Origin of the sequence: Streptomyces sp. NPDC001604 (genome assembly GCF_042893475.1) — a bacterium.
In the GTDB taxonomy this organism is placed as follows: Bacteria; Actinomycetota; Actinomycetes; order Streptomycetales; family Streptomycetaceae; genus Streptomyces.
Genome location: NZ_JBIAUY010000004.1, coordinates 627,949 through 640,248 on the forward strand (window position 1 = coordinate 627,949; position 12,300 = coordinate 640,248).

11 protein-coding genes and 1 rRNA gene are annotated in these 12,300 nt (G+C 71.4%); 2 read left to right on the plus strand and 10 right to left on the minus strand.

What is annotated here, in order from left to right; translation table 11 throughout:
* Positions 1–293: 293 nt before the first annotated feature.
* The 4 genes from recN to ACFY1E_RS15885 form a co-directional block, all read right to left on the minus strand.
* The gene (recN, locus tag ACFY1E_RS15870) at positions 294–2,012 is read right to left on the minus strand and encodes a DNA repair protein RecN (protein ID WP_389076042.1); all 1,719 of its coding nucleotides are present in this window, start codon (positions 2,010–2,012) and stop codon (positions 294–296) included.
* Positions 2,013–2,143: 131 nt separating this feature from the next.
* A complete protein-coding gene (locus ACFY1E_RS15875) occupies positions 2,144–3,049 on the minus strand; it encodes an NAD kinase (RefSeq protein WP_099927840.1) in 906 nt (301 codons plus the stop codon).
* Positions 3,046–3,861, minus strand: a complete 816-nt coding sequence (locus ACFY1E_RS15880) for a TlyA family RNA methyltransferase (protein ID WP_389075986.1) — start codon at positions 3,859–3,861, stop codon at positions 3,046–3,048. The genes ACFY1E_RS15875 and ACFY1E_RS15880 overlap by 4 nt, the downstream gene beginning before the upstream one ends.
* A 7-nt stretch (positions 3,862–3,868) precedes the next feature.
* A complete protein-coding gene (locus ACFY1E_RS15885) occupies positions 3,869–4,192 on the minus strand; it encodes a hypothetical protein (RefSeq protein ID WP_344404092.1) in 324 nt (107 codons plus the stop codon).
* Positions 4,193–4,234: 42 nt separating this feature from the next.
* On the opposite strand from ACFY1E_RS15885, the gene ACFY1E_RS15890 reads away from it, so the two are divergent.
* Entirely contained in the window at positions 4,235–4,582 is a 348-nt protein-coding gene (locus tag ACFY1E_RS15890; RefSeq protein ID WP_389075987.1) for an SCP2 sterol-binding domain-containing protein, read from the plus strand.
* On the opposite strand, the gene ACFY1E_RS15895 is transcribed toward ACFY1E_RS15890, so the two are convergent.
* The 4 genes from ACFY1E_RS15895 to ACFY1E_RS15910 all read right to left on the minus strand — a co-directional run bounded on the left by ACFY1E_RS15895 (position 4,566) and on the right by ACFY1E_RS15910 (position 8,647).
* Complete coding sequence (locus tag ACFY1E_RS15895) at positions 4,566–5,444, minus strand: ABC transporter ATP-binding protein (protein ID WP_389075990.1); 879 nt, start codon at positions 5,442–5,444, stop codon at positions 4,566–4,568. The genes ACFY1E_RS15890 and ACFY1E_RS15895 overlap by 17 nt on opposite strands.
* Positions 5,441–6,478, minus strand: a complete 1,038-nt coding sequence (locus tag ACFY1E_RS15900; RefSeq protein ID WP_389075991.1) for a FecCD family ABC transporter permease — start codon at positions 6,476–6,478, stop codon at positions 5,441–5,443. Before ACFY1E_RS15900 ends, ACFY1E_RS15895 begins: the two co-directional genes overlap by 4 nt.
* A complete protein-coding gene (locus ACFY1E_RS15905) occupies positions 6,475–7,518 on the minus strand; it encodes a FecCD family ABC transporter permease (RefSeq protein ID WP_389075993.1) in 1,044 nt (347 codons plus the stop codon). The genes ACFY1E_RS15900 and ACFY1E_RS15905 overlap by 4 nt, the downstream gene beginning before the upstream one ends.
* Before the next feature lie 100 nt (positions 7,519–7,618).
* Positions 7,619–8,647, minus strand: coding sequence for an HAD hydrolase-like protein (locus tag ACFY1E_RS15910; RefSeq protein WP_389075996.1), 1,029 nt, complete (start codon positions 8,645–8,647; stop codon positions 7,619–7,621).
* A gap of 72 nt (positions 8,648–8,719) precedes the next feature.
* Here ACFY1E_RS15910 and ACFY1E_RS15915 point away from each other — a divergent pair, with 72 nt between their 5' ends.
* The gene (locus ACFY1E_RS15915) at positions 8,720–10,012 is read left to right on the plus strand and encodes a DUF1015 domain-containing protein (protein ID WP_389075999.1); all 1,293 of its coding nucleotides are present in this window, start codon (positions 8,720–8,722) and stop codon (positions 10,010–10,012) included.
* Between the two features lie 53 nt (positions 10,013–10,065).
* Here the strand turns inward: ACFY1E_RS15915 and ACFY1E_RS15920 are convergent, their stop codons facing one another.
* Positions 10,066–10,818: a hypothetical protein gene (locus ACFY1E_RS15920; protein ID WP_389076044.1), complete on the minus strand. Its 753-nt coding sequence runs from the start codon at positions 10,816–10,818 to the stop codon at positions 10,066–10,068.
* Between the two features lie 1,197 nt (positions 10,819–12,015).
* Positions 12,016–12,132: ribosomal RNA gene (gene rrf / locus ACFY1E_RS15925) — 5S ribosomal RNA — on the minus strand.
* Between the last annotated feature and the right edge of the window lie 168 nt (positions 12,133–12,300).

Below are 12,300 nucleotides of genomic sequence, written 5' to 3' on the forward strand. Positions count from 1 at the left end.
CCCTGCTCGAACTCCTCCGGCCCGGCGCGCCTCGCCGCCCTCGAACGCGCCGGTCCCCCGGGCAAGGTCGAGTACACAGACCTGCATGCGGCGCGCGTGGCGGACCGGGCCGTTCACGCCGCGCACCACCACGAGCGGCCGCACGCCCCACCCTGCGGCTTGACCGCTCGTCAGCCGGACCGCCGGGAGCGGCTACCGGATCGTCCTCGACCAACCGCCCGAACGACTCGCGGACGTCCCACGGCAGCTCACCTTCGAGGACCCCGTGCAACCGAGGCCCCCGAACACCGCACCTAGACGTCCGCCCGGGCCGTCGCCAGCAGTTCCTCCGCGTGTGCCCGGGCGGTCTCGGAGTCCTCCTGGCCTGCGAGCATCCGGGACAGCTCCCGCACCCGTTCCTCGCCCTCGAGCACCTTCACGCCGGACCGGGTCACGGACCCGTCGTTGGTCTTCTCGACCAGCAACTGCCGGTCGGCGAAGGCGGCCACCTGCGGCAGGTGGGTCACGACCACGACCTGCGCGGTCTTCGCGAGCTTCGCCAGCCGCCGCCCGATCTCGACCGCCGCCTTGCCGCCGACACCGGCGTCGACCTCGTCGAAGAGATACGTCGGCACGGGATCCGTCCCCGCGAAGACGACCTCCACGGCGAGCATCACACGCGAGAGCTCACCACCGGACGCCCCCTTGGCGATGGGCCGGGGCGGCGCCCCCGGGTGCGGGGCCAGCAGCAGCTCGACCTCGTCGGCGCCGGACGGCCCGTAGGCGACCGTACGCCCGCCGACCTCCACGCCCTCCGGGTCCTCGGTCTGCCGGATGTCGAACGACACGCGCGCGTGCGGCATCGCGAGCGAGGCGAGCTCCGCGGTCACGGCGGCCGCGAACCGCTCCGCGGCCTCCGCCCGCGCATCCGTCAACGCCTGTGCAAGCCCGCCCAGTTCGGTCCGCAACGCGTCCCGCTCGGCGGTCAGCTCGTCGATCCGCTCGTCGTCGCCGTCCAGCTCGGTCAGCCGCGCGGCACTCTGCTCGGCCCAGGCGAGCACGGAGTTGATGTCCTCCCCGTACTTCCGGGTCAGACCGGTGAGCGCCGCCCGCCGTTCCTCGACGGCCGCCAGCCGCAGGGGATCCGCGTCCAGGTCGTCGGCGTACCCCGCCAGCTCCCCGGCGACATCGCCCAGCAGGATCCCGATCTCCCCGATCCGGTCGGCGAGCGCGGCCAGCGCCGGATCATGCGCCCGCACTGCGTCCAGCGCCCGCTGGGCCCCCGCGACGAGCGTCGCGGCGTCGATGCCCTCGGGATCCTCCGGGTTACCGGCAAGGGCGGCATGAGCGGCCGTGGCGGCGGACGACAGGGCCTCCGCGTGCCCCAGCCGCTCGGCCTCCTCCGCCAGCTCCACGTCCTCCCCGGCCCGCGGCTCCACACCCGCGATCTCGTCGAGCCCGAACCGCAGCATGTCGGCTTCCTGGGCCCGCTCACGCGCGCGCGTGGTGATCTCTTCCAGCTCCACGGAGACAGCCCGCAGCCGCCGGTACGCCTCGCCGTACTTGGCGAGCGGCCCCGCGACGGCGTCCCCGGCGTACCGGTCCAGCGCCTGCCGCTGCCGGGACAGCTTCAGCAGCCCCTGCTGATCGGTCTGCCCGTGCACGGCCACGAGATCGTCGGCGAGGTCGGCGAGCAGTCCCACGGGAACACTGCGCCCGCCCACATGCGCCCGCGACCGCCCCTCGGCGGAAACGGTACGGCTGATCAGCAGCGCCCCGTCGTCGAGCTCGGCCCCGGCCTCCTCGGCGCGTACGACGGCCGAGGCGCCCGGGGGCACGGCGATCCGCCCCTCCACCACTGCCTTCTCGGCCCCGATCCGCACGAGCGCCGGGTCCGCCCGGCCGCCCAGCAACAGCCCGAGGCTGGTGACCACCATGGTCTTGCCCGCGCCCGTCTCACCGGTGACGGCAGTGAACCCGGGCGACAGCTCGACGACCGCATCGTCGATGACGCCGAGCGACCGTATCCGCATCTCTTCCAGCACGGCTACGACCTTACGAGGTCAGCACCGGGAAGTGCGACGGCCCCCGTCCCGGTTGTGTGAAGGTGCAGGTGACGAATGCCCATGGACGGCACATTGTCACCCAGGCGAGTGCACGGCTTTCAATGAGGCGCCCCCCGCCACCCGGAAACGGGCAACGCGAACTTGGCCACCAGCCGATCGGTGAACGACGCATGGTGCAGCCGCGCCAACCGCACCGGCACAGCCCCTCGCCGCACCTCGACCCTCGCCCCCGGCGGCAACTCCACCGTCCGCCGCCCGTCACACCACAAGACCCCCGGCGGAATATGAGGCAGCACCTCGACCGCCAGCACGGAGTCCGGCGAGGTGACCAACGGCTTGGCGAACAACGCATGGGCGCTGATCGGCACCATCAGCAGCGCTTCCACTTCGGGCCATACGACGGGCCCGCCCGCGGAGAACGCATACGCCGTGGACCCGGTGGGCGTCGACAGCACGATGCCGTCGCAGCCGAACCCCGTGACCGGCCGCCCGTCGATCTCCAGCACGACTTCGAGCAGCTTCTCGGCGCCGGCCTTCTGCACCGCCGCCTCGTTCAGTGCCCAGTCCGTGTGGACGATGTTCCCGTTCTGATGAACGACGACATCGACGGTCATCCGCTCCTCGACCTCGTACGCCTTCGTCACCACCCGGTCGACGACCTTGTCGAGATCGTCCCGCTCGGCCTCGGCGAGGAACCCCACCCGCCCGAGATTGACGCCCAGCATCGGCACCCCGGACGCCCGGGCGAACTCGGCGCCGCGCAGCAGCGTCCCGTCACCCCCGAGCACGATCAGCAGCTCGCACCCGTCCAGGCACTGCGGAGTGGCCTCCTTGACCAGCTGCACCTCCTCGGGCAGCGGCAGATCGGCCGCCTCGTACTCCAGGACGCGCACGCCGATGCCCTCCCGCAGCAGCCCCTTGACCACGAGCTCGGCGCTGCGAATGGCCGCGGGCCGCCCGGTGTGGGCGAGCAGGAAAACTGTACGAGCTCGGTTCTGGGTCAACGCGGCCCCTCCGCCACTGCACGGTCAACGTCGGCCGGGTCCAGTTCGGGTGCCCCGTTCCGCAGCCACAGAAAGTACTCGACATTCCCGGAAGGTCCGGGCAACGGACTGGCGGTGACACCCTTCACCCCGAGCCCGAGTTCCCACGCGCTGTGGGCCACACCCCGCACGGCCTCCGCCCGCAGCTGCGAACTCCGTACGACTCCCCCACTGCCCAGCCGTTCCTTCCCCACCTCGAACTGCGGCTTGACCATCATCACCAGGTCGGCGTCCGGTTTCACGCACCGCACCAGGGCGGGCAGGACCAGCCCGAGCGGGATGAAGGACAGATCCCCCACAACAAGATCCACAGGCTCCCCATCGATCTCTTCAAGCGTCAACTCGCGTACGTTCGTACGGTCCTTGACGGTGACGCGTTCATCGCTCTGAAGAGTCCAGGCAAGTTGTCCGTATCCGACGTCCACGGCGACGACGTGCGCGGCCCCCGAGCGCAGCAGCACATCGGTGAACCCGCCGGTCGAGGCTCCGGCGTCCAGCGCCCGCCGCCCTTTCACCACGAGCCCCTGCGGCACGAACACCCCCAGCGCGCCCGCCAGCTTGTGCCCACCCCGGGACACGTACTCGGGATCGCCGTCGTCGGCCGTGACGACGATCGCCGCCGCGGTCTCCACCTGCGTGGCGGGCTTGGTCGCGACGGTCTTGCCGACGGTGACCCGCCCGGCCGCGATCAGCTGGCTGGCATGCTCACGCGAGCGCGCGAGCTTCCGGCGGACCAGCTCCGCATCCAGACGGCGGCGTGCGACTCCTGCCACGTTCGGTTCAGCTCCTAGTGCCATACGAGGGTGAAGGCGCCCTCTGGTCATACGACGGCGAGGGCGCCGGGGGTCCCGGGCGGGCGTCGAGCGCGGTCAGCGCGTCGCGCAGCCCCCTGTGTACATCCTCGTACACCTCGAGGTGGCCGTCGGTGGCGAGGTGATCGGCATCACCGAGGCGCTCCAGCTGCGCGTCCACGTCGGCGTTGCCGGTCGGGGTGCGGGGCACGTTCAACGGCGCGGGGGCGGCGGGGTCGTACTCGGGCTCCTGCACCGGTTCGACTTCGACCGTTTCGTCCCCCACCGTGGCGTCGGGCACAGAGTCGCTCATGCCCAGACGCTACCCCGAACCGCTGGGGTACCGTCGATCGCGATGGCCACGATCGAGGAGTGCCGCGCCGCACTCGAGAAGCTCTCGGACAACATGCAGTCCGCCGAGGGGGACGTCCGCACGGCCGCGTCCCTCGACCGCTCGGTGAGCTGCCGGATCACCGACCTCGACATCACGTTCGTCGGCAGGATGACGGGCGGCCGGATCGTGGTGCAGGACACGATCCAGGGCCCACCGCGGGAGAAGGCCGAGATCAGACTGACCATGAAGGGCGACGACCTGGTGGCCCTGGTCAACGGCGAGCTGAACTTCGCCAAGGCCTGGGGCTCGGGCCGGGTCAAGCTGGAGGCCGGTCTGCGCGACCTGTTCCAGCTCAGGAAGCTTCTGTAGCCACCACGCGCGCACGTGCCTTCCGCGCCGCCGGCACCACCAGCGGGGTCCCGGCCTCCGGGTCCTCGACGACCTGGCAGCGCAGCCCGAAGACCTCCTCGACCAGTTCGGCCGTGACGATGTCACCGGGCGCACCCTCGGCGATGACCTTCCCCTCGCGCAGGGCGATGAGATGGGTGGCGTACCGGGCGGCGTGGTTGAGGTCGTGGAGGACGGCGACGAGCGTGCGGCCCTGTTCCTCGTGCAGCTCGGCACACAGGTCGAGGACGTCGATCTGATGCTGGATGTCCAGGTAGGTCGTCGGCTCGTCGAGCAGCAGCAGCGGGGTCTGCTGGGCGAGCGCCATGGCGATCCACACCCTCTGCCGCTGACCGCCGGACAATTCGTCGACATAGCGATCGGCGAGTTCGGCGACCCCGGTCCGTGCCATCGATTCCCGTACGACCCTCTCGTCCTCGGCCGACCACTGGCGCAGGATGCCCTGGTGCGGGTACCGGCCGCGGCCCACCAGGTCGGCGACGGTGATGCCGTCGGGCGCGATCGACGACTGCGGCAGCAGGCCCAGCGTCCGCGCGACCTTCTTCGCCGGCATCGACTGGATGACCTGCCCGTCCAGCAGCACCCGCCCCTGGCTCGGCTTCAGCATCCGCGACAGTGCGCGCAGCAGGGTGGACTTGCCGCACGCGTTGGGGCCGACGATCACGGTGAACGAACTGTCGGGGATCTCCACCGAGAGCTGCTCGGCGATGACCCGCTGGTCGTAGGCGAGGGTGACGTTCTCGGCGGACAGCCGGTTCACAGTGCTCCTTCGGGTGTGCTTGTTCTTCGAGCCGCTCAGGTCCGGTTTCGCGAGCTCGCTCATATCCGGCCGGCCCTGCGCTCGGTGACCAGCAGCCACAGCAGATAGACACCGCCGAGGACGCCGGTGACCACGCCCACGGGCAGCTGATCGGCGCCGAAGGTCCGCTGCGAGAGCCAGTCGGCGCCGACCAGCAGGGCGGCGCCCATGCACAGGGACGACAGCAGGTTGGGGCCGGGTGAGCGGGTCAGCCGGCGGGCGAGCTGCGGCGCGGTGAGCGCCACGAAGCTGACGGGGCCCGCGGCGGCCGTGGCGGTCGCGGTGAGCAGCACGGCGGCCACCATCAGCAGGGCCCGTACGCGCTCCACCCGCACCCCCAGGGCGTTCGAGACGTCGTCGCCCATCTCCAACATCCGCAGCCCGCGCGCATTGGCGAGGACCAGCGGTACGAGTACGGCGCACAGCCAGAGCAGCGGCCGGACCTGGTTCCAGTCACGGCCGCTGAGCGACCCGGTCATCCAGACGACCGCCCGGGTGGCGTCGACGATGTCGGACACCGTGAGCAGATAGCTGTTGACCGCCGTGACGATCGCGGACACTCCGATACCGACCAGGACCAGTCGATATCCGTGCACGCCCCGCTTCCAAGCGAGCAGATAGATGGCAAGTCCGGTCGCAAGCCCGCCCACGAGCGCCCCCATGGTGACCTGGGCCGCGCTCCCGGAGAACAGCACGATCATCACGAGCGCCCCGGCCGTAGCCCCCTGTCCGAGGCCGAGCACGTCCGGACTGCCCAGCGGATTGCGGGTGACGGCCTGGAACAGCGCGCCACCGAGCCCCAGCGAGGCCCCGACCAGCAGCCCGACCAGGATCCGCGGCAGCCGCAGCTCGTTGACGATGAACTCCTGCCCGGCATTGCCACCCCCGGCCAGTGTCCTGAGCACATCGCCGGCCGAGATCGGGAAGTCGCCGGTGCCGATCAGCAGGACGCTCGCGGTGAGCGCGGCGAGCAGCAGCAGGGCGACGACGGTGGCGGCCCGGACGTCCAGGCGCACGGAGAACCCGCCCGGCGCCCTCAGCACACGGTTGCTCTTCACAGCTGCGCCGTCCTCCGTCGTCGTACCAGAAAGATGAAGACCGGCCCGCCGGTGATCGCGGTGATGATGCCGACCTGGAGCTCCGAGGGACGTGCGACGACCCGGCCGATGACATCGGCACCGAGCAGCAGCACGGGCGACAGGATCGTGGCGTACGGCAGGATCCAGCGCAGGTCGGGACCGGTGAAGGACCGTACGACGTGCGGGACCATCAACCCCACGAACGCGATCGGCCCGCAGGCGGCGGTCGCCGCACCGCACAGCACGACGGCGGCGAGCATGGACAGCGCCCGGGTGCGGTTCAGATGGGCGCCGAGGGCCTTGGCCGTGTCGTCGCCCATGGCCACGGCGTTGAGCGGCCGGGCGAGCGCGAGGGCGAGGACCGTGCCGACCGCGAGGAACGGCAGCACCTGCAGGATGGTCGAGTCGGTCGCCGAGGAGAGCGAACCGACCGTCCAGAAGCGCATTTTGTTCAGCGCCGCGTCGTCCGTGATCATCACGGCCTGCAGATAGCCGTACAGGGCGGCGCTGATGGCGGTGCCGGCGAGCGCGAGCCGGACCGGCGTGGCACCCCGGCTGCCGCCGAGGAACCAGACCAGCGCACCCACGGCAGCCGCCCCGAAAAAAGCGAACCAGACATAGCCGTTGAGACTCGTGACACCGAAGTACGTCATGGCGGTGACGACCGCAGCCGACGCGCCCGCGTTGATGCCGAGCAGTCCGGGGTCGGCCAGCGGATTACGGGTGAGCGCCTGCAGCACCGCGCCGGACAGACCGAGTGCCGCGCCGGCGAGGAGACCGAGCACGGTCCGCGACAGCCGCTCGTCGACCACGACGTCGCCGTACGTCCCCGTGTCCTGGAACAGCCCGTGCCAGACCTGCTCCAGGGGCAGCTCTTTCGCCCCGACGGCGAGGCTCGCCAGCACGACGAGCACCAGGACGGCAACCGATGCAACGAGCCCAAAGGCACGTATCGCCCGGCGGGTTGGGGGCGCGGGGGCGGTCTCCGCGCGCGGTTCTGGAGGACTGTCGACCAACACGCAAGTTAGGTTAGCCTACCCTTGCATTAGCTGTCCGATCCCCGGTCGCGACGGCCGGGCGATTCAGGGCCCGCGTCCGCCACCCGCCCGGTGCGTCGTCTCACAACTCCAGCCGCGCCAGCGCCTTCCCCGCATCCAGCTCGCACACACCCTCGCCGGCCGCCGTCCAGGCCGCCGCGCACAACGCCCGCAGCCCGTCCAAGGCCTCGCCGTCACCGTCCAGTTCGAGCCGGTCCGCACCCGCCGTCGCCGTCCAGCCGCCGCACCGGAAGCCGTCCCCCGCCTCGACGACCTCGGGCTGTCCCGTGAGCAGCCCGCGCAGATCCGCGTCGACGTACGTCGGCCGGTGCTGCGGCGGCGCGGCGAGCAGCTGCGCGCCGTCGGTGACGCCCGTCAGCACGAGCAGCGAGTCGACCTCCCCGTTGAACGCGCCCTCGATGTCCGTGTCCAGCCGGTCCCCGACCACCAACGGCCTCCGGGCGCCGGTCCGCAGGATCGTCTCCCGGTGCATGGGGGGCAACGGCTTGCCCGCGACCTGGGGTTCGGCGCCGGTCGCTATCCGCACCACCTCCACCGCGGCGCCGTTGCCCGGCGCGATCCCGCGGGCACTGGGAATCGTCAGGTCGGTGTTGGAGGCGTACCAGGGCACCCCCCGCGCAATGGCGTAGCAGGCCTCCGCGAACCGCGCCCACTGCAACTCGGGCCCGCCGTACCCCTGCACGACCGCCGCCGGGTCGTCCTCCGCCGACTCGACGGGCACGAGCCCCCGCTCCCGCAGCGCGACCCTCAGCCCCTCCCCACCGATGACCAGCACGCGCGCCCCGGCCGGCACCTGCTCGCTGATCAGCCGTGCGACCGCCTGCGCGGAGGTGATGACGTCATCGGCACCGGTCGGTATCCCCAGCTCGGTCAGATGGTCAGCCACCGTGTCCGGCGTCCGCAGTGCGTTGTTGGTGACGTACGCGAGATGCATCCCGCCCGCCCGAGCCGTGGCCAGCGACTCGACCGCGTACGCGATGGCACTGCCCCCCGCGTACACCACACCGTCGAGGTCGAGCAGCGCGGTGTCGTACGCCTCGCTCAGGGCCTGGCCACTGCCCTCGGGCCTCGTCCTGACGCTCTGGCTCATTCCACATCGCTCCTCGTTCGACGGCTTTCCCCCGATCATCCCTCACGCCACTGACACACGTACGATGCCGGGATGAACACAGCAGGTCACTCGGAAGCAACGGCGCGCCGAGGCCTGGAACTCACCCCGTTCCGAGGCCTTCGCTACGACCCCGACCGGGTCGGCAGCCTCGCCGCCGTGACGTCCCCGCCGTACGACGTCGTCGTACGCCCCGACGGCCTGCACCACCTCCAGTCAGCCGACCCGCACAACATCGTCCGCCTGATCCTGCCCCAGGCCACCACCCCCACGGCCCGCAACGAACAGGCCGCCGACACCCTCCGCCGCTGGCTCTCCGAGGGCATCCTGACCACCGACCCCGAACCCGGCCTGTACGTCTACGAGCAGCGCGACGGCGACGGAATGCTGCAGCGCGGCATCATCGGCGCCCTGCGCGTCTCGGAACCGTCGGAAGGCGTGGTCCTGCCGCACGAGGACGTCATGCCGCACGTGGTCGCCGACCGCGCGGCCCTGATGCGCGCCACCTCAGCGAACCTCGAGCCCCTGCTCCTGACCTACCGCGGCAACGGCTCCACGTCCTCGGCGATCGAGGTCGTGGAACGCGTCGCCGAGCACCCGCCCCTCCTGGCCACCACCACGGAGGACGGCTTCAGCCACCGCCTGTGGTCGATCACCGACCCGGACGACCTCGCCCGCGTCCAGTCCGACCTGGCCCGGCACCAGGCCCTGATCGCCGACGGCCACCACCGCTGGGCGACCTATCGCAGGCTACGCACCGAGCACACCTCGCCGAGCCCCTGGGACTACGGCCTCGTCCTCCTGGTCGACACGGCCCGCTACCCGCTGCGCGTCCGCGCCATCCACCGCCTCCTGCACGGCCTGCCGGTCGCCGACGCACTCGCCGCCCTGGACGGTCTGTTCCGCATACGGCGCCTGCCCGTGCCCCTGCCGGAGGCCCTGGACGCCCTCGCGGACGCCGCCTGCGCCGGCAACGCCTTCCTGCTCACCGGCGACGGCGCCTTCCACCTGATCGACCGCCCGGACCCGGACCTCCTGGCCCGTACGATCCCCGCCGACCGCCCGGCCGCCTGGCGCACCCTGGACGCCACGGTCCTGCACGCCACGCTCCTCGACCATGTCTGGCACATCCCCGAGGACGACCCGTCCCGTATCGCCTACATCCACGACACGGCGGCCACGGTCGAGAAGGCGGAACGCGACGGCGGTACGGCCGTCCTGATGCACCCGGTCCGCGAGGAGGTCGTCCGCGACCTGGCCCGCCAGGGCGTGACGATGCCCCGCAAGTCGACCTCGTTCGGCCCGAAGCCCGCGTCGGGGCTGGTGCTGCGCGCGCTGGACCTCTGAGCCCTCTGACATGCGAAAGGGCGGGACCTCACGGTCCCGCCCTTCCTCACAGCTCAGTCCTTGTCGTCCTCGGCCTCGGCCTCGACCTCGGCCTCCGTGGCGTCGCCCTCGTCACCTTCGTCGCTCTCGTCGAAGGCGTCGACGAACTCCACACCGTCCAGCTCGGCAAGCCGGTCCGAGGCGTCCGTGCTGCCGTCCTTGTCGGCCTCGACGGCCTTCGCGAACCACTCCCGCGCCTCACCCTCGCGACCGGCGGCGAGCAGCGCGTCCGCGTAGGCGTACCGCAGCCGCGCGGTCCACGGCTGCACGGAGCTGGAGGCCAGCTCGGGGCTCTGCAGCGTCACGATGGCCGCGTCGAGCTGTCCCATGTCACGCCGGGCGCCGGCCGCGACGAGCCGCATCTCGACCTGCCCGGCCTTGTCGAGCTTCTGCACCTCGGGCGCCCCGGCCATGTCCAGCGCCTTCTCCGGCCGCCCGAGCCCACGCTCGCAGTCGGCCATGACGGGCCACAGTTCCGCGCTGCCGGTCATCCGCCGCGCGGCCCGGAACTCGGCAAGCGCCTCGGCGTACTTCTGGTTCGCGTACGCGGCGAACCCGCCCGCCTCGCGGACGGCGGCGACGCGCGACGCCAGCCGCAGCGCGATCTTGGAGTAGGCGTAGGCACGCTCGGGGTCCTCGTCGATGAGCCGGGCGACCATCACCAGGTTCTTGGCGACATCATCCGCGAGCGTCTTCGGCAGACTCAGCAGTTCCTGTCGTACGTCCTTGTCGATCTCCTCGCCGGTGACGTCCTCCGGGATGGGCAGCCGCTTGATCGGTTCGCGGTCACGGTCCCGCTCGTCACGGAACCGACCGCCACCACCGCCGCGTCGGTCGTCACGCCCGCGGAAGCCTCCGGGGCGGCCGCCACGGTCGTCGCGACGGGGGCCACCGCGTCCACCACGGTCGTCACGGCCGCGGAACCCACCGCGCTCGCCCCGGCTGTCGTCCCGCCGGAAGCCACCGCGGTCGCCTTCCCGACGCTCGCCACGGTCGTCCCGCCGGAAGGGCGGACGCTCTCCGCGCTCGCCACGGTCATCGCGGCGGAACGAAGGGCGGTCCCCGCGCTCTCCGCGGTCTCCACGCTCGTCACGGCGGAAGGAGGGACGGTCCCCGCGGTCTCCACGGTCGTCACGCCGGAAGGACGGACGGTCTCCCCGCTCCCCGCGGTCGTCACGCCGGAAGCCGCGGTCACGGTCGTCACCGCGGAACCCACGGTCGCGGTCGTCCCTGCGGTCGTCACGGCGGCCGTAGCCACCGCGGTCGGAACCACCGCGGTTGTCGTCACGCCGGTCGTCACGCCGGTCGTCCCGACGATCATCCCTACGGAAGCCGCCGCGGTCGCCGCGCTCATCGGTACGGCGGTCGTCCCGACGGCCGTACCCACCGCCGCCCCGGTTGTCGTCCCGCCGGAATCCACCGCGGTCGTTGTCGCGCCGCTCGCCACCGCGGTCGTCGCGGCGGAAGGAGGGACGGTCGCCACGGTCTCCGCGGTCGTCACGGCGAAAGCCGCGGTCACGGTCGTCACGGCGCGGCCCGCGGTCGCGGTCGTCGCGCTGGAATGCCGGACGGGAGCCACGGTCGCCCTCGCGCCGGTCGTCCCGACGGCCGTACCCGCCACCCCGGTTGTCGTCCCGCCGGAAGCCTCCGCGGTCCCCGCGGTCATCACGGGGGCGGTCGTCACGCCGGCCCTGTCCACCACGGTTGTCGTCGCGGCGGCCGTAGCCACCGCGGTCGGACCCACCGCGGTTGTCATCGCGCCGGTCGTCCCGACGGAAACCACCGCGGTAACCGCCACGGTCGCCGCGGTCCCCACTGTCCCGTCGCCGCTGGTCGCGCTCCGGTCGGTCGTCGGAAGAGTTGGTGGACATCGGTGACTCCTGTCTTCGGTACACAAGCATTGTAAAAACGAAAGGACCCCTGGTCCCAGCTGAACGCTGGGACCAGGGGTCCTTCCAAAGATTGTTCGGCGGCGTCCTACTCTCCCACAGGGTCCCCCCTGCAGTACCATCGGCGCTGTAAGGCTTAGCTTCCGGGTTCGAAATGTAACCGGGCGTTTCCCTCACGCTATAACCACCGAAACCCTAATGGTTTCGAGCGAACAAGCACACTCTTCTGTTATGTGTTCTGCTCAAAGCCGACAACGGTCGTTGTCTCAGAACTAACACAGTGGACGCGAGCAACTGAGGACAAGCCCTCGGCCTATTAGTACCGGTCACCTCCACACCTTGCGGTGCTTCCAGATCCGG